At 69.9% G+C, this 21,139-nt stretch carries 16 protein-coding genes and 1 pseudogene; 12 read left to right on the forward strand and 5 right to left on the reverse strand.

The window, feature by feature from the left end; all coding sequences use genetic code 11:
- The first annotated feature begins 20 nt into the window (after positions 1-20).
- Genes obgE through A5771_RS18425 form a run of 3 tightly spaced genes read left to right on the forward strand, consistent with a single transcriptional unit; the run spans position 21 to position 3,343 of the window.
- Entirely contained in the window at positions 21-1,466 is a 1,446-nt protein-coding gene (gene obgE, locus A5771_RS18415) for a GTPase ObgE (RefSeq protein WP_064856635.1), read from the forward strand.
- Positions 1,463-2,569 carry a glutamate 5-kinase gene (proB, locus tag A5771_RS18420; protein ID WP_064856636.1) on the forward strand — a complete coding sequence of 369 codons (1,107 nt, stop codon included), beginning with the start codon at positions 1,463-1,465 and terminating at the stop codon, positions 2,567-2,569. Before obgE ends, proB begins: the two co-directional genes overlap by 4 nt.
- Positions 2,570-2,581: 12 nt before the next feature.
- Positions 2,582-3,343: a PE-PPE domain-containing protein gene (locus A5771_RS18425; RefSeq protein WP_064856637.1), complete on the forward strand. Its 762-nt coding sequence runs from the start codon at positions 2,582-2,584 to the stop codon at positions 3,341-3,343.
- Here A5771_RS18425 and A5771_RS18430 read toward each other — a convergent pair.
- On the reverse strand, positions 3,304-3,954 hold the full coding sequence (locus tag A5771_RS18430; protein WP_064856638.1) for a TetR/AcrR family transcriptional regulator: 651 nt from the start codon (positions 3,952-3,954) through the stop codon (positions 3,304-3,306). The genes A5771_RS18425 and A5771_RS18430 overlap by 40 nt on opposite strands.
- 92 nt (positions 3,955-4,046) lie before the next feature.
- Here A5771_RS18430 and A5771_RS18435 point away from each other — a divergent pair, with 92 nt between their 5' ends.
- Entirely contained in the window at positions 4,047-5,306 is a 1,260-nt protein-coding gene (locus tag A5771_RS18435) for a cytochrome P450 (RefSeq protein ID WP_064856658.1), read from the forward strand.
- A 67-nt stretch (positions 5,307-5,373) separates the two neighbouring features.
- Here A5771_RS18435 and A5771_RS18440 read toward each other — a convergent pair whose 3' ends face one another.
- From A5771_RS18440 to A5771_RS18450, 3 genes and pseudogenes are all read right to left on the reverse strand, one after another.
- On the reverse strand, positions 5,374-6,636 hold the full coding sequence (locus tag A5771_RS18440) for an MFS transporter (protein ID WP_109401200.1): 1,263 nt from the start codon (positions 6,634-6,636) through the stop codon (positions 5,374-5,376).
- A 173-nt stretch (positions 6,637-6,809) separates the two neighbouring features.
- Positions 6,810-7,643, reverse strand: a pseudogene (locus A5771_RS18445) (SIR2 family NAD-dependent protein deacylase); the annotation flags it as partial.
- A 4-nt stretch (positions 7,644-7,647) separates the two neighbouring features.
- Entirely contained in the window at positions 7,648-8,187 is a 540-nt protein-coding gene (locus A5771_RS18450; RefSeq protein WP_064856639.1) for a cysteine hydrolase family protein, read from the reverse strand.
- Between the two features lie 58 nt (positions 8,188-8,245).
- Here A5771_RS18450 and A5771_RS18455 point away from each other — a divergent pair, with 58 nt between their 5' ends.
- From A5771_RS18455 to A5771_RS18470, 4 genes are read left to right on the forward strand one after another with little or no spacing between them, the layout of a single operon-like run.
- Positions 8,246-10,300, forward strand: coding sequence for an NAD(+) synthase (locus A5771_RS18455; protein WP_064856640.1), 2,055 nt, complete (start codon positions 8,246-8,248; stop codon positions 10,298-10,300).
- A gap of 15 nt (positions 10,301-10,315) precedes the next feature.
- A complete protein-coding gene (locus A5771_RS18460; protein WP_064856641.1) occupies positions 10,316-11,056 on the forward strand; it encodes a class I SAM-dependent methyltransferase in 741 nt (246 codons plus the stop codon).
- Between the two features lie 43 nt (positions 11,057-11,099).
- Positions 11,100-11,321, forward strand: coding sequence for a CopG family transcriptional regulator (locus A5771_RS18465; RefSeq protein ID WP_064856642.1), 222 nt, complete (start codon positions 11,100-11,102; stop codon positions 11,319-11,321).
- Positions 11,318-11,710 carry a PIN domain-containing protein gene (locus A5771_RS18470; protein ID WP_064856643.1) on the forward strand — a complete coding sequence of 131 codons (393 nt, stop codon included), beginning with the start codon at positions 11,318-11,320 and terminating at the stop codon, positions 11,708-11,710. Before A5771_RS18465 ends, A5771_RS18470 begins: the two co-directional genes overlap by 4 nt.
- Before the next feature lie 28 nt (positions 11,711-11,738).
- Here A5771_RS18470 and A5771_RS18475 read toward each other — a convergent pair whose 3' ends face one another.
- The gene (locus tag A5771_RS18475) at positions 11,739-12,596 is read right to left on the reverse strand and encodes a ribokinase (RefSeq protein ID WP_064856644.1); all 858 of its coding nucleotides are present in this window, start codon (positions 12,594-12,596) and stop codon (positions 11,739-11,741) included.
- A gap of 141 nt (positions 12,597-12,737) precedes the next feature.
- Here A5771_RS18475 and A5771_RS18480 point away from each other — a divergent pair, with 141 nt between their 5' ends.
- The 4 genes from A5771_RS18480 (at position 12,738) to A5771_RS23480 (ending at position 21,050) form a co-directional block, all read left to right on the forward strand.
- Positions 12,738-13,991, forward strand: a complete 1,254-nt coding sequence (locus tag A5771_RS18480; RefSeq protein ID WP_064856645.1) for a glutamate-5-semialdehyde dehydrogenase — start codon at positions 12,738-12,740, stop codon at positions 13,989-13,991.
- Between the two features lie 17 nt (positions 13,992-14,008).
- The gene (locus tag A5771_RS18485) at positions 14,009-14,899 is read left to right on the forward strand and encodes an AAA family ATPase (RefSeq protein WP_064856646.1); all 891 of its coding nucleotides are present in this window, start codon (positions 14,009-14,011) and stop codon (positions 14,897-14,899) included.
- Positions 14,900-14,910: 11 nt separating this feature from the next.
- Positions 14,911-16,353 carry a vWA domain-containing protein gene (locus A5771_RS18490; protein WP_064856647.1) on the forward strand — a complete coding sequence of 481 codons (1,443 nt, stop codon included), beginning with the start codon at positions 14,911-14,913 and terminating at the stop codon, positions 16,351-16,353.
- Between the two features lie 233 nt (positions 16,354-16,586).
- Positions 16,587-21,050: a PE family protein gene (locus A5771_RS23480; protein WP_165606126.1), complete on the forward strand. Its 4,464-nt coding sequence runs from the start codon at positions 16,587-16,589 to the stop codon at positions 21,048-21,050.
- Positions 21,051-21,139 lie beyond the last annotated feature (89 nt).

Below are 21,139 nucleotides of genomic sequence, written 5' to 3' on the forward strand. Positions count from 1 at the left end.
GACGGGTGAGAGGAAGCCCGATGTCCCGGTTCGTCGACCGCGTCGTCATCCATGTGCGCGCGGGCGACGGGGGTAACGGCTGCGCGTCGATTCACCGGGAGAAGTTCAAGCCGCTCGGCGGTCCGGACGGGGGCAACGGTGGTCGCGGCGGCAGCGTCGTGCTGGTTGTCGACGGCGGCGTGCACACGCTGTTGGACTTCCACTTCCGGCCGCACATCAACGCCGCGTCCGGAAAACAGGGGCAGGGCAGCAACAAGGACGGCGCTGCCGGGTCCGACCTGGAGATCAAGGTGCCGGACGGCACCGTCGTGCTCGACGAACACGGGCGGCTGCTGGCCGACCTGGTGGGCTCCGGCGCCCGCTTCGAAGCCGCCTCGGGTGGCCGCGGCGGATTGGGCAACGCCGCACTGGTGTCGCGAGCCCGCAAGGCGCCGGGATTCGCGCTGCTGGGGGAGAAGGGCGAAACCCGCGATCTCACCCTGGAACTCAAGACGGTCGCCGACGTCGGTCTGATCGGCTTCCCGTCGGCGGGCAAATCTGCACTGGTGTCAGTGATCTCGGCGGCCAAACCGAAGATCGCCGACTACCCGTTCACCACGCTGGCGCCCAACCTGGGGGTGGTCTCCGCCGGGGACAACACTTTCACCGCCGCCGACGTGCCGGGTCTGATCCCGGGCGCGTCGGCCGGGCGCGGGCTGGGTTTGGACTTCCTGCGCCACATCGAGCGTTGCGCGGTGCTGGTGCACGTCATCGACTGTGCAACTGCGGAACCGGGCCGCGACCCGATCTCCGACATCGAGGCAATCGAAGCCGAACTGGCCGCCTATACGCCCACCATGCAAGGGGATTCAGCGCTGGGCGACCTGGTGGACCGGCCGCGCGCGGTGGTGCTCAACAAGATCGACATACCCGAAGCGCGAGAGATGGCCGAATTCGTCCGGGACGACATCGCGGCCGAGCGTGGCTGGCCGGTGTTCGAAGTATCGACGGTGAGCCGGGAAGGATTGCGCCCGTTGACGTTCGCGCTGGCCGAGATGGTGTCGGCCTATCGTGCGGCGCGGCCGGAGCCGGTGGCGCGCCGGCCGGTGATCCGGCCGGTACCCGCCGGAGAGACCGGGTTCACCGTGGAAGAGGATGGTTGCGGGGCTTTCGTTGTGCATGGGATTCAGCCCGAGCGCTGGGTGCATCAGACCAACTTCGACAACGACGAGGCGGTCGGCTACCTGGGTGACCGACTGGCGCGCCTGGGCGTCGAGGACGAGCTGCTGCGGCTGGGCGCCAAGCCGGGCTGCGCCGTGACGATCGGGGAGATGACCTTCGACTGGGAGCCGGCAACACCGGCCGGGGTCGATATGACGCTTTCTGGTCGGGGCACCGACAGCAGGCTGGAGCGCACTGATCGGGTCGGGGCCGCCGAACGCAAGGTCGCGCGCAAACAGCGCCGAGAGCACTCGGAGGAGCCGTGACGGGCGGCGGTGCGCGCGAAGCGATTCGGCGCGCGCGTCGCGTCGTGGTCAAGATCGGCACCACCGCACTGACCGCCGAGAACGGTATGTTCGATGCGGCCCGGCTGGCCGGTCTCGCCGAGGTGATCGAAGCCCGGATGAAGTCCGGGTCGGATGTGGTGATCGTGTCGTCCGGGGCCATCGCCGCCGGTCTGGAGCCGCTGGGATTGCTGAAGCGGCCAACCGATCTGGCCACCAAACAGGCTGCCGCCAGCGTGGGCCAGGTGGCGTTGGTCAATGCCTGGAGTGCCGCCTTCGGCCGGTTCGGCCGCACCGTCGGGCAGGTGCTGCTCACCGCGCAGGACGTGTCGATGCGGGTATCGCACACCAATGCCGCCCGCACCCTGGACCGGCTACGGGCCCTGCACGCGGTCGCGATCGTCAACGAGAACGACACGGTGGCCACCAGCGAGATCCGGTTCGGCGACAATGACCGGCTCTCGGCGCTGGTGGCCCACCTGGTGGGCGCCGATGCGCTGGTGCTGCTTTCCGACATCGACGGCCTCTACGATTCCGATCCGCGCAAGGGCCCGGCCCGGCTGGTCCCCGAGGTGTCCGGACCGGAGGATCTCGCCGACGTGGTGGCCAGCGAGGGCAGTCACCTGGGCACCGGCGGCATGGTGTCGAAGCTGTCTTCGGCGCTGCTGGCCGCCGACGCGGGCGTTCCGGTGCTGCTGGCCGCCGCCAGTGCAGCCGGCGCGGCCCTGGGTGACGCTTCGGTGGGCACCGTCTTTGCGCCGCGGGCGCAGCGGTTGTCGGCGCGCAAGTTCTGGGTACGCCATGCCGCCGACGCGGCGGGGAGGCTGACGCTGGACGCCGGGGCCGTCGAGGCGGTGCTGAGGCGGCGTGGCTCGCTGCTGGCCGCGGGGATCACCGGCGCATCAGGACGATTCCACGGCGGCGACGTGGTCGACCTGTGCGGCCCGGACGGCTCGGTGGTGGCGCGCGGCGTCGTCGGTTACGACGCGGTGGAGCTGACCGGGATGATCGGTCATTCCACCGCCGAGTTGTCGGCGGATGCCCGCCGCCCCGTCGTCCATGCTGACGACCTGGTCGCGGTGTAGGACCGTGCCTGCGTGAGCACGGTATTCACCATCGACGGGGCGGGCTGGAGCGGATTCCTGCGGTTCATGTGCCGAGGTGCTGTCACCAACGGCAAGACCATCCGAAGCGTCGAGTACCCCAACACCTACTTCGACGGCCTGCGCTATGTGCCCGCGGTCAAAGCGGTGGAACGCGGCGCCCGAGCCCTCGACGACATGTTGGTCGCCCACTTCAACGGGAACCCCGATGCCGATGATGTGCTGGTCTACGCGGTGAGCATGGGGTCGCAGGTTGCCTGCAAATGGCTGCGCGACTACGGGCCGGCCTCCTCGATCCCCGCCGGCAAAGTGTCGTTCCTGCTGCTGGCCAACCCAGAACAGCCCTTCCACGGCATCTACCAGGCCGACCCCAAACTGGTCTGGTTCATGAAGCTGCCCGACTACGGCGGCGTGGGCGTGCCGCAGAACACGCCCTTCGCGGTGACGGACCTGTGCCGCCAGTACGACGGCATGGCCGATTTCCCCAATCTGCCCGCTGCACAAGTCGATTCGAGGGCTGTCACCAACGCATTGCTGGGGCTGGTCACCGTCCACAACAACTACTTCAGGGTCGATATCAACAGCCCTGGCAACCTCCGCACCAGCCGCGGCAACATCACCTACGTGTTCTCGCCGACGCGCGTGCCGCCGGTCGGCAGGTTCACGGCGACGTTCGGCGCCCGGCGCACCAAGCAGCGGCGCAAGATCGAGGTCTGCTACGACCGCTCGGCCTGGGACGGCCCGGCGTTCAGATAGAGTGCGCCCCAGACGATTTCGGTCAGCGCGGTGGCGAGCTCGGAATCGTAATCCGCACCCCGGGCCGGTAGGTTCTGCTGACAGGCCCGCTCGACCATCCAGGTCAGCGCACTGGCCGTGGCCGCCGCCGGTAATGCGCGGCGAATGGAGCCGCCGGCCTGGCCGTCCTCGATGATGTGGGCCACCCGGTCCGAGATGCCGGCCAGCAACTCCCGGTAGGTGGTTGCCACCTGCGGGTCGTAGCCGGCCATCTCGCTGAGCGCGATCAGCAGCGGTTGGTGCTGCCGATAGCTGGCGATGATCGCGGTCATTGCGGCGCGCACATCGTCGGGATCGCGGCGATGGGCGACATTCCACCAGCGCTCGGCGCCCGACGCGAGATCGCCGAACACCTGGCCGGCGAGCCGGCGCAGCAGATGGCCCTTGTCCTCGAAATAGATGTAGAAGTTGGCGCGCGACATCCCGGCCTCGGTGGCGAGTCGGTCCACGCTGAGTTCGGTGAAGCTGGCGCCGTCGCCCATCAGCCGCTCGGTGGCGTCCAGCAGGCGGCGCTCGATCTGCTCGCGACGGGCCTGCCGGGCCGCTTGCGGCTTCCGGGTGACGGAGGGCATGGGTCCAGGGTAAACCGCAATCGACATGTTGACTAGACGCAGTGTCTAAATTACGGTTTGTGGGCGAAGTCACAGACCGCAAAGGGGCAACCATGACCGCGACGACCGCTTCCGCCCGCAGCTACGACCTGATCGACCTGTCCTCGCGGGCGTTCTGGTCGACCACCGCCGCCGATCGGGAACGAGCGTTCGCCGTCCTGCGTGCCGAACGACCGGTGAGCTGGCACCCTCCGGTCGAAGACTCGATGCTCAACGATCCCGATGACCCGGGTTATTGGGCGGTCACCCGGCACGCCGACATCGTCACGGTGAGCCGCGCCAACGACGTGTTCCTGTCCGGCAAGGGCGTGCAGTTCGAGAACGTTCCCGCGGAGCTGCTGGAGACGACGCAGTCCTTCCTGGCCATGGATCCGCCCCGGCACACCAAGCTGCGCAAGTTGGCCACCGCGGCCTTCACTCCCCGGCAGGTCCGGCGCATCGAGGACTCGATCAAGGCCAGTGCCACGGCCATCGTCGAAGAGTTGAAGGCTGCCGGCAGCGGCGCCGACTTCGTCGACTACTGCGCCAAGGAGCTGCCGCTGCGCACGCTGTCGGACATGATGGGCATCCCCGAATCCGAGCGGGAGCGGGTCGCTGAGGCCGCGGATGCACTGGTGACGGCCAACGACCCGGTCTGTCTGGCCGGCCGTAACCCGCTGGAGGTCATGTTCGAGTCCGTGACGTACCTGCATCAGGTGGCCGGCACGCTGGCCGCGCAGCGCCGCGAGAACCCCGGTGACGACCTGTTCAGCAGCCTGGTGAACACCGAGGTCGACGGTGATCGGCTCACCGACGCGGAAGTGGCCGCCTACTTCGTGCTGCTCTCGGTGGCGGGCAACGACACCACGCGGCAGACCACCAGCCACGCGCTGCGGGCACTGACCACCTTCCCCGACCAACGGGCCTGGCTGCTGGAGGATTTCGACCGGCGTATCGGGATGGCCGTCGAGGAGTTCATTCGCCACGCCACCCCGGTGATGACCTTCCGGCGTACCGCCGCAACCGATTACGAGCTCGGCGGTCAGACCATCCGGGCCGGCGACAAGGTGGCGATGTTCTATGCGTCCGGCAACTGGGACGAGACGGTGTTCGAGGACCCCGACCGCCTGGATCTGAGCCGTGACCCCAATCCGCACCTCGGTTTCGGTGGCGGCGGGCAGCATTACTGCCTGGGGACGCATGTGGCGCGGGCACAGCTGCGCGCCATCTTCGGCGAATTGCTACGCGAGCTGCCGGACATCGAGGCCGGTGAGCCGGAGTACGTGGCGGGCAGCTTCATCCACGGTATCCGTGCCATGCCCTGCACGTTCTGATCGGGGGCGCGGTCCATGGGCGCGAGCAGACGCGAAAGCCCCTAAATCGCTCCGCAAAAGGGGGCTTTCACGTCTGCTCGGCGGGGTTGGGGGTGAGGTGGTCGGTGCCGAACCGGATCCCGGTGGCGTCCTTGCCGACCGCGGTCAGCACCGTGACGGCGATCAGCACCGGGAACAATGTGGCCGCCAGCGCGAACGGGTAACCGTGCGAAGCGGCGAGGTGCTCCTGAATCGGCAGGTTGAACGCGGCCAGCAGGTTGCCCAGCTGGTAGGTCACACCCGGATAGAAGCCGCGGATCGCGTCGGGGGACATCTCGGTCAGGTGCGCCGGGATCACGCCCCAGGCGCCCTGTACGCAGAACTGGATGAGAAACGAACCCAGGCACAGCATCGCCGCGCTCTGCGACAGCGCGAACAGCGGCACGATCGGCAGTGCCATCACCGTGCACCAGATGATTGCGTACCGACGCCCCAATCGTTGCGACAGGGCACCGAAGATCAGCCCGCCGATGATGCCGCCGATGTTGTAGATCACCGCGATCCACTTGGCGGTCACCGGCGGCAGACCGGCTCCCTCGGGGGAGGTCAAGAACGTCGGGTAGATGTCCTGGGTGCCGTGGCTCATCCAATTGAAGGCGGTCATCAGCAATACCAGGTAGCAGAACCGGCGGATCACCTTGGCGTCGGTGAACACATCGCGAATCCTGGTGCGGGTCAGCCGCATCCGATTCTGCGTGGCCTGCCACACCTCGGATTCGGACACCCGGTAGCGGATGAGCAGGCTGATCAAGGCGGGCAGGATGGACAGCCCGAACAGCCAGCGCCAGGACAATCCCAGCCAGTCGGTCACCAGCAATGACGCCAGGGTGGCCGCCAGGTAGCCGAACAGGTAGCCCTCCTGCAGCAGCCCGGAGAAGAATCCGCGCCGCTCGGGCGGGATCTTCTCCATGGCCAGCGCGGCGCCCAGTCCCCATTCACCTCCCATGCCGATCCCGTACAGCAGGCGCAGAATTACCAGCACCGTGAAATTGGGCGCGAACGCGCACAAGAACCCCACCGTCGAGTAGAAGATCACGTCCACCATCAGCGGCAGTCGCCGGCCGACCCGGTCGGCCCACAGGCCGAACAGCAGCGCCCCCACCGGACGCATCACCAGGGTGGCGGTGGTCAAGAACGCGACTTCGGTCTTGGTGTGGCCGAAGGTCTTGGCGATATCGGCGTAGACGAACACCACGATGAAGTAGTCGAAGGCGTCCATCGACCAGCCCAGGAAGGCGGCCAAGAACGCGTTGCGCTGATCGGCGTCCAAGCGCTGTTTCACCAGAGACATCGTGCCGGACTCAGCGCTCCTACGGGTGGCCTCGTTGAGGATTACCGCGCCGGAATCGCAGGGGTCATGCGGCGGTCCCAGCTTCGCCTCTCCTCCGTCGAGCCTCGCTGAACCGCTCGGCTGATGCGGCGGTCCCAGCTTCGCCTCTCCTCCGTCGAGCCTCGCTGAACCGCCGGGGCCAGCTCGGAGGCCAGCAGTGCCAGGACCGCGGAACACCCGCCGTCGATCTTGACGGCCGCCAGCGCATCGCCGCGGGTGGGGCCGCGGTTGACGATCGCGACCGGGATACCGCGGGCTGCGGCGTGGCGGACGAACCGGTAGCCGGAGAACACCGTCAGCGACGAGCCCGCCACCAGCAGGGCGTCGGCTTCATCGACCACAGAATAGGACCGGGCGACGCGGTCTTTGGGGACGCTTTCGCCGAAGTAGACGATGTCGGGCTTGAGGATTCCGCCGCAGTGGTGGCAATCGACAAAGCGGAATGACGCGGTGTCGGTGACGACGGCGTCCGCGTCGGGGGCCACGGCGATGCCGCCGAGCGTGCCCGCCCGTTCGAGAAACCCGGGGTTGAGTTCCTCCAACTGCTCGGCCAACGCCGCGCGGCTCACACGGTTCCCGCAGCTCAGGCAGACCACCGTCGCATAGTTGCCGTGCAGATCGATGACGCGGCGACTGCCGGCTTTGGTGTGCAGTAAGTCGACGTTCTGGGTGATCACCGCGGTCACCACCCCGGCGTCTTCTAGTGCGGTCAGCCCCAGGTGCCCGAGGTTGGGCGCGGTGTCGGCCATGTGGCGCCAGCCGACGTGGTTGCGGGCCCAGTACCGCTGCCGAAAGACCGGATCGCCGGTGAACTGTGCGATCGTCATCGGGTTGCTCGGCGGAGAGTCCGGGCCGCGATAGTCCGGAATGCCCGAATCGGTGGAGATGCCGGCACCGGTGAGCGCCGCGACCCGCCGGCCCGCCAGCAGCTCCAGCAGATCGCAGACCGTCGGCTCGGAGTCGCCCATCGGCCTAGCGTAGGCACTTGTCGGCAGCCGACCGCTCGGCTCCCATGTTGCGGCACATCATTTCCAGCGCCGCGGCGCCCAATTCGGCGTCGATGTGAGCGACGGCATCGACCGGGATCACCACCGGAATATGCCGCACGTAGGCGTCCAGGGCGGTGTAGAGAATGCACTGCTCGGTGACCTGCCCGGTCAGAATCAAACGCCGGGTGCCGAGCCGGCCGAGCATGTACTCCAGCGGAGTGGAGAAGAATGCGCTGTGGCGCACCTTGGTCACCATCCGATCGCCGGTCACCGGGACGATGGGCCGAACCAGTTCGGGGCGCGCCCCGTGCAGCGCCGAGTCGATGATCTGGGCGAATCCCGCGGTGAAGTCGCCGTAGTTGTCGTTGACGTAGATCAGGTCGACGTCGTCATCGGCCCGGCTGCGTTCGACCAGGTCGGCCAGCGGTCCGACGATGTTCGCGACGTTTCCGGCCAAGTCTGCTGCGTCGTCGTGCCGGTAGGCGTTGAGCATGTCGACGACGACCACCGCGGTACCGGTCATGATCCTGGTGATACCCGAAAGCTGCAGATTGACACTGGCCGGGCAACAATGGGGACCAATGGACCGCTCCGGAGACTTCTACAACGCCTACCGGCACGGGTTCGCGCGGGTCGCCGCCTGCACACACCGCACGACGCTCGCCGACCCGGCCGCCAACGCCGAGTCGATGCTGCGGCTGGCGCGCGAGTGCCACGACGACGGCGTCGCGCTGTCCGTCTTTCCCGAGCTCACCCTGTCGGGATACTCCATCGAGGACATCGTGCAGCAGGACAGCCTGCTTAGTGCCGTCGAGGCGGCGCTGCTCGACGTGGCCGCCGCATCGGCGGAGCTGTTGCCGGTGCTGGTGGTCGGGGCGCCGCTGCGCTATACGCATCGCATCTACAACACCGCCGTCGTCATCCACCGCGGGCGCATCCTCGGGGTGGCGCCGAAGTCCTACCTGCCCACTTACCGGGAGTTCTACGAGGGCCGCCAGCTGGCCGCCGGCGCCGGCGAGCGGGGCGTGATCCGACTGGGTGATGCCGAGGTCCCGTTCGGCCCGGATCTGCTGTTCGCCGCGACCGACGTGCCCGGGTTCGTGCTGCACGTCGAGGTGTGCGAGGACATGTTCGTGCCGGTCCCGCCCAGCGCCCAGGCCGCCCTGGCCGGCGCGACGGTGCTGGCCAACCTGTCCGGCAGCCCCATCACCGTCGGGCGCGCAGAGGACCGCTGCCTGCTGGCCCGCTCGGCCTCGGCGCGGTGTCTGGCCGCCTACGTCTATGCCGCCGCCGGGGAGGGGGAGTCGACCACCGACCTGGCCTGGGACGGCCAGACCATGATCTGGGAGAACGGCACGCTGCTCGATGACAGCGAACGGTTCCCCAGCGGCTCTCGCCGGTCGGTCGCCGACGTCGATCTCGGGCTGCTGCGCTCGGAGCGCTTGCGGATGGGCACCTTCGACGACAACCGGCGTCATTACCGGGATGCGGTGCAGGCGTTCCGGCGGGTGGAGTTCGTTCTGGATCCGCCGGCCGGGGACATCGGACTGCGGCGCACGGTTGAGCGATTCCCGTTCGTGCCGTCGAATCCGCAGCGGCTGCAACAGGATTGCTACGAGGCCTACAACATCCAAGTATCAGGCCTGGAGCAGCGGCTGCGGGCACTGGACTTTCCCAAGGTGGTGCTCGGGGTGTCGGGCGGGCTGGATTCGACGCACGCCCTGATCGTCGCCGCACGAGCCATGGACCGGGAAAACCGGCCCCGCAGTGACATTCTGGCGTTCACCATGCCCGGCTTCGCCACCGGTGAACGCACCAAGGCCAATGCGGCCGCGCTGAGCAGGGCGCTGGGGGTGACGTTCGCCGAGATCGACATCCGCGACAGCGCCAAGCTGATGCTGACCGATCTGGAGCATCCGTTCGCCGGCGGTGAAGCCGTCTACGACGTCACTTTCGGGAACGTGCAGGCGGGCCTGCGCACTGACTACCTGTTCCGGATCGCCAACCAGCGCGGCGGCATCGTGCTGGGCACCGGCGACCTGTCGGAGCTGGCGCTGGGCTGGTCCACCTACGGGGTGGGTGATCAGATGTCGCACTACAACGTCAACGGCGGCGTGCCCAAAACCCTGATCCAGCACCTGATCCGGTGGGTGATCAACTCCGGGGAGTTCGACGCCGACGTGTGCGCGGTGCTGGCCTCGGTGCTCAACACCGAGATCAGCCCGGAGCTGGTGCCGGCGGGCGAGGGTGAGGAGATTCAGCGCAGCGAGGACAAGGTGGGCCCGTACTCGCTGCAGGACTTCGCGCTGTTCCAAGCGCTGCGCCACGGGTTCTCGCCGGCTAAGACCGCGTTTTTGGCCTGGCACGCCTGGCACGACGTGGAAGCAGGGTCCTGGCCGCCCGGATATCCGGCCGACAAGCGGCAGGCCTATTCGCTGGCCGAGATCCGGTACTGGCTGAAAGTCTTTGCGCAGCGGTTCTATTCGTTCAGTCAATTCAAGCGCTCGGCATTGCCGAACGGGCCGAAGGTGTCCCACGGCGGCTCGCTGTCGCCGCGGGGGGAGTGGCGGGCTCCGTCGGACATGTCGGCGCGGGTCTGGCTCGACGAGATCGAACGGGAGATTCCGCACGGCTAGGCAGGAGCACCGAATATGGCCGAGGTTCGAAGGTTTCCGTTGTCACCGGCGTTGCAGCGGGCCATGGAGTTGCTCAGCGATCCGCCATCCGACCCCGACGTCAGCCGAGGCTATCTCGACCTGCTCGGCGCGGGAGCCGGCTCCAACACCCCACAGAACGCCGGTGCCATCCAGCAGCTGTGGGCCTCGCCGTTCGGATCGATGTTCTACGACAACGCCCAGGCGCTGGCCCGCCGGCTGCTCGAAGCCTGGCAGCACCCGATCGACTGGCTGAACATCCCGGCCGGCGGGGTGGCGCTGGACGTCGGCTGCGGTCCGGGCAGCATCACCGCCTCGCTGGCCGGGGCGGTGGGTGCGGACGGGCTGGCGCTGGGCATGGACGTCTCCGAGCCGATGCTGGCCCGGGCGGTACGGTTGCAGGCCGGCGCCCAGGCCGGGTTCCTGCGCGCCGATGCCCAGCGGCTCCCGCTGCGCGACAACACCGTTGACGCCATCACCTCGATCGCAGTGCTGCAGCTGATCCCGGACCCGGCCGCGGCGCTGGGCGAGATGGCGCGAGTGCTCAAGCCCGGTGGGCGGATCGCGCTGATGGTGCCGACCGCCGGCTCGGCCGCCCGGCTGTGGCGGCTGCTGCCCAAGGCCGGTGCGCGGGTGTTCGGCGACGACGAGATCGCCGACACCCTGGAAAGCCAGGGTTTCACCAGCGTGCGGGTCAAGAGCGTCGGCACCATCCAGTGGGTGCGGGGCAAACGGTAGTGATGTATACATCAATTCGAAATCCGGCGTAAGATTCCGGGTTGTGAAGCGATTGCAGATCTACATCGAAGAGGACGTTGACCAGGCGCTGGGCGCCGAAGCCCGGCGCCAGCGCAAGTCGAAAGCGGCGCTCATCCGGGAGTACGTCGCAGACCGTCTTCGCGCGCCGGGCCCAGACCCTGTGGAGTCCTTCATCGGGTCTTTCGAGGGGGACCCCGATCTCTCTGCGACGGTCGACGACGTGGTCTACGGATCAGCTGGATGATCTTCGTCGACACGTCGTTCTGGGCGGCCCTCGGCAATGCGCGGGATGCGCGGCATGAGACGGCCAAGAAGCTCTGGAACACGAAGACCGACGCGGTTGTGACTTCCAATCACGTCCTCGGTGAGACGTGGACACTGCTTAATCGACGTTGCGGGCATCGAGCTGCAGTAGCCGCTGCGAGCATCCGGCATAGCGCAAGTGTTCGGATCGAACACATTACGACGGATGTTGAAGAGCAGGCGTGGGAATGGTTGGCCCGTCACGACGAACGGGAGTACTCCTTTGTCGACGCGACGAGTTTCGCACTGATGCGAAAGAAGAAGTTGGTCAACGCCTTTGCTTTCGACGAGGATTTGAGCGCGGCGGGATTCGTCGAGTTACGTCCGTAGTCAACCGCCTGCGTTCTACCTGTGCACGTCAGCGTTCGGGTTTGTCGTCGCTCAACGCCGCGCTGATCGCCGCTGCATTCGGGGCGCAATCCCCGGCGCCGGGCACCAGCGTCGCCAGCGCCCCGGCCGCACAGGCGCGGCGCAACGCATGCGCAGTGCCGCGCGGCCACTCGGCGGCCAGCACGCCGGCGAACACGTCTCCGGCGCCGGAGGTGTCGACGGCATCCACCACCGGTGACGGCATTTCGGCGGTGCCGTCGGCCCCGGTGTAGCGCGCCCCGCGCGCGCCGAGCGTGACCACCCGGTGCGGCACTAGGTGGTCGAACTGTGCGGATTCGGTCTCGTTGACGACCGCGACGTCGATCAGCCCGGCCAGTTCGGTCACATCGCCGCGGATCGGGGAGACGTTGACGATCACGGTCGCGCCCGCCTGCCGAGCGGTCCGGGCGGCGGCGGTGGCCGTGGCGATCGGAATCTCCAGCTGTAGCAGCAGCACGTCGGATCCGGCGATGAGCTCGAGATCGCCATCGATGGTCAGCGAGGCGTTCGCTCCCGGCGCCACCACGATGGTGTTCTCCCCGGCGGGGTCCACCGTGATGACCGCCGATCCGCTGGGCCCGGGCACCGTCGTCAATCCTTCGGTGCCGACCCCGTTGGCCTGCAGGTGCCGGCGCAACCGTTCGCCCGCGTCATCGTCGCCGACCGCGCCGACGAACGAGACATCCGCACCGGCCCGAGCGGCCGCGACCGCCTGGTTGGCGCCCTTGCCGCCGGGGTGAATGCTCGGTGCCGAGCCCAGGACCGTCTCGCCGGGAGCGGGCAGGGCGGCCACCGTGAACACGCTATCCAGGTTCACGCTGCCCACCACGCACACCCGCGTCGCCATGCTGCCAGCTTCCCATCCCGAACGCGGAGCGGCACGGATCCCCTGGAGGGCGTCGGACAAGACTGCGGTCGAGTCGACGCCGCAGCGGGGCTTGCGTGGGGCCGTTTCGCCGGATCCCGCGTTCGCCGATACGCTGGGACGATGAGCGTCCCCGTGCTTCCCGACCTGCGTCAACAGGTCCACGATGCCGCCCGCCGGGCCCGGATCGCCTCCCGGGCGCTGGCGTCGTTGTCGACCGCGGCGAAGAACAATGCGCTGAACGCCGCCGCCGACGCGCTGCTGGCCCACTCCGATGACATCCTGGCGGCCAACGCCGAAGACCTGGCTGCCGCCCGGGCCGCCGGCACCCCGGAGGCCATGCTGGACCGGCTCGCGCTGAACGCCCAGCGTGTCGAGGGGATCGCTGCCGGACTGCGCCAGGTGGCCGGGCTGCCCGATCCGGTCGGTGAGGTGCTGCGCGGCTACACCCTGCCCAACGGGTTGCAGCTGCGTCAGCAGCGGGTGCCGCTCGGCGTGGTGGGCATGGTCTATGAGGGCCGGCCCAACGTCACTGTGGACGCCTTCGGGCTGACGCTGAAGTCCGGCAACGCCGCACTACTGCGGGGCAGCTCGTCGGCGGCACACTCCAACCAGGCTCTGGTCGACGTCCTGCGGGGCGCGCTGACCGGTGAGGATCTGCCCGCCGACGCCGTGCAGCTGCTCTCGGCGGTCGACCGCGCAAGCGTCACCCACTTGATCCAGGCCCGCGGGCTGGTCGACGTGGTGATTCCGCGCGGGGGTGCCGGGCTGATCGAGGCTGTGGTGCGCGATGCGCTGGTGCCGACCATCGAGACCGGGGTCGGCAACTGCCACGTCTACATCCATGAGGGCGCCGACCTCGCCGTCGCCGAAGAGGTTCTGCTGAACTCCAAGACCCGGCGGCCCAGCGTCTGCAACGCTGCCGAGACTGTGCTCATCGACCGGGCCATCGCCGAGACCGCGCTGCCGCGGCTGGTCGATGCGTTGACCGCCGCCGGTGTCACCGTGCACGGCGACGCCGATGACGCCGCCGCCGAAGACGATCTGCGCCGCGAGTACCTGGCGATGGACATCGCCTTGTCGGTGGTCGACGGGCTCGAGGACGCCATCGACCACATCAACGAGTACGGCACCGGCCACACCGAGGCCATCGTCACCACCAACATGGCCGCCGCCCAGCGGTTCAGCGAGCAGGTCGATGCCGCCGCGGTCATGGTCAACGCCTCGACGGCGTTCACTGACGGCGAGCAGTTCGGCTTCGGCGCCGAGATCGGCATCTCCACCCAGAAACTGCATGCGCGCGGACCGATGGGCCTGCCCGAGCTGACCTCGACCAAATGGATCGTGTGGGGCGACGGCCACACTCGTCCCGTCTAAAGGAGCCACACCCTCGCATGGAAAAGCCCGCCATCCCCGCGCAGCACGCCTCGCTGTTCACCGACATCGACGACGTCGCCCGCCGGCTGGCCGAGACCGGCTACCTGGCCGATACCGCCACCACCACCGCGATCTTCCTGGCCGACCGGCTGGGCAAGCCTCTGCTGGTGGAGGGACCGGCCGGGGTCGGCAAGACCGAACTGGCCCGCGCGGTGGCCGCCGCTACCGGCGCCGGGCTGGTGCGGCTGCAGTGCTACGAGGGCGTCGACGAGGCCCGCGCGCTATATGAGTGGAACCACGCCAAGCAGATACTCCGTATTCAGTCCGGCTCAGGCGCCGGTAACTGGGACGCCACCAAGATGGACGTGTTCTCCGAGGAGTTCTTGCTGTCGCGTCCGCTGCTGACCGCGATCCGGCGCACCGATCCCACCGTGCTGCTGGTCGACGAGACCGACAAGGCCGACATCGAGATCGAGGGCCTGCTGCTGGAGGTGCTCTCCGACTTCGCGGTCACCGTGCCGGAACTGGGCACCATCACCGCGACCCGCACCCCGTTCACGGTGCTGACATCGAATGCCACCCGGGAGTTGTCCGAAGCGCTCAAGCGCCGCTGCCTGTTCCTGCACATCGACTTCCCCGACCCGGACCTGGAGCGGCGCATCCTGCTGTCCCGGGTACCGGAGTTGCCCGAACACCTCGCCGCCGAACTGGTGCGCATCATCGGCGTGCTGCGCGGCATGCAGCTCAAGAAGCTGCCCTCAGTGGCCGAGACCATCGACTGGGGCCGCACGCTGCTGGCGTTGGGCCTGGACACCATCGATGACGCCACCGTGGCCGCCACCCTCGGGGTGGTGCTCAAGCACCAGTCCGATCAGGTGCGCGCATCCGGGGAACTCCGGTTGAACTGATGGTCGCCTAGATGGTGCGTAGAACCCGCCCACCCCAGCCACTGGCCCCGCACGGTATCCCGGGGCACCTGGTGGAGTTCGTCGAAGCATTACGGGGGCAAGGGATTTCGGTGGGGCCATCGGAGACCGTCGATGCCGGGCGGGTGCTCGCCGCGCTCGGGCTGGGTGATCGGGAGGTGCTGCGCGAGGGGCTGGCCTGCGCGGTGCTGCGCCGGCCCGATCATCGCGACACCTACGATGCGATGTTCGACCTGTGGTTCCCCGCCGCGCTGGGTGGGCGCACCGTGATCCTCGATGGAGATGTGGCCGACCCGTCGGAATTCGCACCTCTGCCCGAGGACGTCGAGGACATGCGGGCCATGCTGGTCGACCTGTTGACCGCCAATCCCGATCTGGCCGATACCGACGCACGGTTGTCGGCGATGATCGCCGCGATCGTCGGGGCTTACGGGCAGTACCGGTCCAGCCGCGGCCCGTCCTACTCGGCCTACCAGGCGCTCAAGGCGCTCGCACTCGACGAGCTGGAAGGCAGACTGCTGGCCGGGCTGCTCACCCCGTACGGCGACGAGCCCAGTCCGACGCAGGAGCAGATCGCCAAAGCGGTTGCGGCGCAGCGGATCGCACAGTTGCGCAAGCTCGTCGACGCCGAGACCAAGCGGCGCACCGCCGAACAGCTGGGCCGTGAGCACGTGCAGATGTACGGCATCCCGCAGCTGTCGGAGAACGTCGAGTTCCTGCGTGCCTCCGGCGAACAGCTGCGCCAGATGCGCCGGGTGGTGGCGCCGTTGGCCCGCACCCTGGCCACCCGGCTGGCCGCCCGTCGGCGCCGCTCCCGCGCCGGCACCATCGATCTGCGAAAGACGTTGCGCCGCTCGATGTCCACCGGCGGCGTGCCGATCGACGTGGTACTGCGCAAACCGCGCCCGGCCCGGCCCGAGCTGGTGGTGTTGTGCGACGTCTCGGGGTCGGTCGCCGGGTTCAGTCACTTCACCCTGCTGCTGGTACACGCACTGCGCCAACAGTTCTCGCGGGTTCGCGTCTTTGCGTTCATCGACACCACCGATGAGGTGACGCATCTGTTCGGGCCGGAGGCCGACCTGGCGGTGGCCATTCAGCGGATCACCCGCGAGTCCGGGGTCTACACCCGTGACGGCCACTCCGACTATGGCCACGCCTTCGTCTCGTTCGTGGAGAAGTACCCGAGCGTGGTGTCACCGCGCAGCGCGCTGCTGGTGCTCGGCGACGGCCGCACCAACTACCGGGACCCGGGCACCGACGTGCTGAGCCATTTGGTGACCGCGAGCCGCCACGCCCATTGGCTCAACCCCGAGCCCCGACACCTGTGGGGCAGCGGGGATTCCGCGGTACCGCGATACGAGGACGTCATCGCCATGCATGAGTGCCGTTCGGCCAAGCAACTGGCGGCGGTCATCGACCAGCTCCTGCCGGTCTGATCGGTTTCCTAGTAGAACCTTCTGAGCTGGTCTTCCCCGACGAGCGGGTTTGCCACTGACCCGGTGGAGTCGGACGGTCCAGCTGGCCACCTCTCGAGAATGCGAGTAAGCAAGAGGCCTTTCTCGGAAAAACTAGGGTAGTTGATTACTCTATGATCACGGCCGAATACCGAAATAGCCTAAGGCGTCTTAGCAAGCTTTAAGCATCTCGTTGTTCACGGGGAGGTCGTGTGATGTCTGACAGGAACCGCAGTGCGAAGCGGAATTCCACGCGCAAAGGCAAGGAGCGTCGCGGTGGCCGCGTCGCCGGTGCCGGCGCAGCGGTAAGTGCGTTCTTGGCGTTCGGGATGGGGCCATTGGCGCACATGCCGTCCGCCCAAGCCGATGATTTCGACTTGGGCGATCTGTTCGATCCGTCGGCGTGGGCACTGCCCTACGACGGCATCGACTGGAATTCGTTCGTCGATCCGGCGGCCTGGTCGTCCCTGTTCGACTCCTCGGCATTCGACGCGGCCACTGCGGGCAGCGCGACCGCGGACCAGGTCGGCTGGGACGCGACCTGGAACTCACTCATGGCTACGGTCAACAGCTGGTTCGCCGGCCCCAGCCAGGCCGGTGACGCGGCCGGCTCTGTGCCCGGCGGCGCCTGGTCGTTTGCCAACTCCTGTGGTTTGTGGTGTGACGGTGCCGCCGGCACCGCGGCGGACCCTAACGGCCAAGACGGCGGACTCTTCTTCGGCAACGGTGGTGCCGGCTACTCCGGTCTGGACGCGAACGGCGACTGGATCGTCGGCAACGGTGGCGACGCGAACATCTGGGGCAGCGGCGGCGCCGGTGGCGACGCGGCTCTCGACCCGAACGCCGACGGCCTTGCCGGTGGCGACGGTGGTGCCGGTGGCACCTGGTTCGGCAACGGCGGCAACGGTGGCGACGGTGACGCCGGTGCGGCCGGCACCAACGGCGCCGACGGCGTGTGGGGCGTGCCCGGCAGCGGCGGAGTCGACGGTGCCGGCCAGGACGGCGGGAACGGCGCTGACGGTGGTGCCGGCGGTGCCGGTGGTGCCGCGACCGGCTTCCTCAACAGCTGGTTCGGTGGCCACGGCGGTAACGGCGGTGACGGTGGCGCCGGCGGCTCGGCTGGCAACGGCGGCGACGGCGCAGCGGCCGACGCCACCCACCTCAACGGCGGCAACGGCGGTAACGGCGGCGCCGAGGGCAACGGTGGGGCCGGTGGCGCGGCGGGCGCCGGTGGTGGCAAGGCCGGCGTTGCCGGGCCCGATGGCACCGGCGGCGGCAACGGCGGTAACGGTGCGGACGGCTTCACCCCGCTTATCCCAGGCACGGCTGGCGGTACCGGCGGCAACGGCGGCAACGCCGGTACCGCCACCGGTAACGGCGGTAACGGCGGGAACGGCGGCAACGGCGCTGCGGGCAAGACCGGTAACACCGGTGAGGCCGGCGGTACCGGTGCGGCCGGCGGCGACGGCGGCAACGGCGGCAACGGCGGGTCGGAGGGCCATGGCGGTAACGCCGGTAACGGCGGTGACGCCGGTGACGGCGGCCAGGGCGGCACCGGTGCGGCCGGGCAGTGGGGCGTGAACGGAGAGTACGGCGACGGTTCGGGCGGCGTCGGTGGCGCCGGTGGCGCCGGCGGCACCGACGTCGGTCACGCCGGAACTGCCGGGACCGGCGGAGCCGGCAACGGTGCGGCCGGTACCGACGGCAGCGTGGGTGCCATCGGTCAGGCCGGAGATGGTGGCGTGGGCGCCGCGGGTGACTGGGCGCACAACGGAGGCATGGGCGGTCACGGCGGCGACGGCGGGGTCGCCAGCCCCGGCGGCACCGGTGGTACCGGTGGTATGGGCGGTCAGGGTGCCAATGCCACCGCGGGACACCTGACCGCGGGTACGGGCGGCACGGCCGGCAACGGTGGTGCCGGCGGCACCACCGGCAACGGCGGCGACGGCGGCCAGGGTGGTCAGGGTGGTCAAGGCATTACCGGCGCCAACGGCGGCACAGGCGCCGACGGCAACGGCACCGACGGCCACACCGGTGGCAGCGGCGGCCTGGGCGGTCAGGGCGGTAACGGTGGTGCCGGCGGCACGGTCAGCGGCAACGCCGGCGACGGCGGCCAGGGCGGCACCGGCGGCACCGCCGGCAGCGGCGGCAACGGCGGCAACGGCGCCGATGCGCTGGCGGCCAACAACCCCAACGGCGGGCACGGCGGCAACGGCGGCTCGGCCGGCAGCGGCGGCGGCGGCGGTAAGGGCGGTGTCGCGGGTACCGCCACCAACGGCGCGGCGGGCACCGACGGCAACGGCGGTGACGGTGGCTCGGCGGGTACCGGTGGCAACGGCGGTGACGGCGGTAAGGGCTACACCCCCACTCAAGGCGACATGGTGGGGAACACGGTCGGACTCAACGGCGGCAACGGCGGCTACGGCGGCAACGGCGGCAGCGCGGGCGCAGCCGGTAGCGGCGGCCTGGCCGGTGGCGCCACCGGACAAGCGGGTGCCACCGGGGACGGCGGCTCCGGCGGTAACGGCGGCAACGGCGCGATCGGCGGTAACGCCATCGGCTACGACGTCGGCACCGGCACTGGCATGACCGGCGGCACCGGCGGTTACGGCGGCAATGGCGGTAGCGGCGGGCCGGCGGGTCTGGGCAACGGAAACGGCGGCAACGGCGGTAACGGCGCTGAAGGCGGCACCGGCAGCAACGGGTTCACCCCCGACGGCGTCAACGCACTCGATGGCTTCAACGGCGGCCAAGGTGGCGCCGGCGGCTCCGGCGGTAACGGCGGCGACAGCGGCGCGTTCGGCGGCAACGGCGGGCTCGGCGGTAACGGCGCCGACGGCGGTGCCGCGGGCAACGGCACAGCGGGCTTCCAGAACACCGGCAACACCGCCGGGTCCGCCTCGGTGGGCCACAACGGCGGCAGCGGCGGTACCGGCGGTGACGGCGGCCACGCCGGCAACGGCGGCAATGCGCTGGCGACCGGCGCCGGCGCGACCGGCAACGGCGGTGACGGTGGCGTGGCCGGCAACGGTGGCGCCGGCGGTAACGCCGGGGCCGGCAGCAACGCCAACGACCCGACGCACCTGGGTGGCCCGGCCAACGGCGGCAACGCCGGTAACGGCGGCACCGGCGGTCAGGCCGGCTACGGCGGCAACGGCGGCAAGGGCGCCGGGACCGGTTCCGGCGGCAATGGCACCGACGGCGGCCAGGGTGGTGTCGGCGGCAACGGCGCGGCAGGGGGCAACGCGCTGGACACCGGCACAGGCGGTACCGGTGGCAACGCCGGAACCGGCGGCGACGGCAACTACGGCGGCAACGGCGGGAACGGCGGCCTGAACGCCACGGGCACCGCACCGGCCGGCGCCGGGGGCAACGCCGGCAATGGCGGCGCCGGCGGCAACGCCGGGGCGACGGCCGGCGCGGGCGGCAACTCGGTGGACGGCACTGCCGGCACCGGCGGCTCCGGTGGCACCGGCGGCAACGGCGCCCAGGGTGGTTACGGCGGCTTCGGCACTACCGGCGGCAACGCCGGTAACGGCGGGGCCGGCGGCAACGCGGTCACCAACGGTGCCGCCGGCGGTAACGCCAGCGGCGCGGGTGCTCAGGGCGGCCAGGGCGGCGCCGGTGGCAGCGGCGGTCGCGGCGGCGCCGCCGGCAGCAACGAAACCAACAACCCCACCGGCCATGGCGTCGGGTCCACCGGCAACGGCGGCGCGGGAGGCGTCGGCGGCAACGGTGGCAACGGCACCGACGGCGGCACCGGCGGTACCGGCGGCAACGCGGCCGGTGCGGTGGCAGGCGGCCAGGGTGGCCAGGGTGGCACCGGCGGCAACGCGGGGGCGGGAGGCGCCGGCGGCGATGGCGGCGGCACCAGCGCCGTCGGCGCCTCCGGGGGCGACGGCGGTAACGCCGGCAACACCGGCACCGCCGGCAACGGCGGCACCGGCGGGGCCGGCGGCCAGGCCGACGCCGCGGGAGCCAACGGCGGGCAGGGCGGTCAGGGTGGCGCCGGCGGGAACGTCAATGGCGCGCCCGCCAGCGGCGGCGACGGTGGCAACGCCACCGGCGGCACCGGCGGGGCCGGCGGTGACGGCGGTAACGCCAGCGCGGCCGGTCAGGGCGGCACCGGCGGCGCCGGCGGCGCAGCCAGCACTGCAGTCGGCGGCGGCGACGGCGGCCACGGCGGGGCCGGCGGTAACGGCGGCACGACCGTGGCCGGCGGTCAGGGCGGTGATGGCGGTTCTGTCAGCACCGGAACCGGCGGTCAGGGCGGCGACGGCGGAACCGCCGGCGTCGGTGGCGCCGGTGGCACCGGCGGGGCCGGCGGTGCCGGTCAACCGCTGGTCGGCGGTAACGGTGCCGGAACGGTCGGGGGCGCCGGGAAGGGCGGCGACGGCACGGCCGGCCAGTCCGGCGGCACCGGCGGCACCGGCGGCAGCGCTGGCCAGCCCGGTGGCAACACCGGTAGCGGTGGCGACGGCCAAGACGGCGGTATCGGCGGCAACGGCGGCGCCAACGGCGCCGGGACCCCCGGCGGCGTGGCTCCCGGGCTCGGCGTCACCGGCGGTCCGACGCCCGGTACACCCGGTCAGCCCGGCCACGCGGGCGCGGGGGCCGGAGGGGCCGGCGGCGCGGGTGGCAGCGGCGGCGCCCCGGGTGTCGGAGCACCTGCCACCTAAGGAGTCGCCAAGCCCGACAACGGAGAGGCCCGCTACGGCGGGTCTCTTCGTTGTTGTGTGGTGGTTGTCCGAGAACCGCGAAAAGCCCG

Source organism: Mycolicibacter sinensis (genome assembly GCF_001667375.1).
Lineage (GTDB): Bacteria > Actinomycetota > Actinomycetes > Mycobacteriales > Mycobacteriaceae > Mycobacterium > Mycobacterium sinense_A.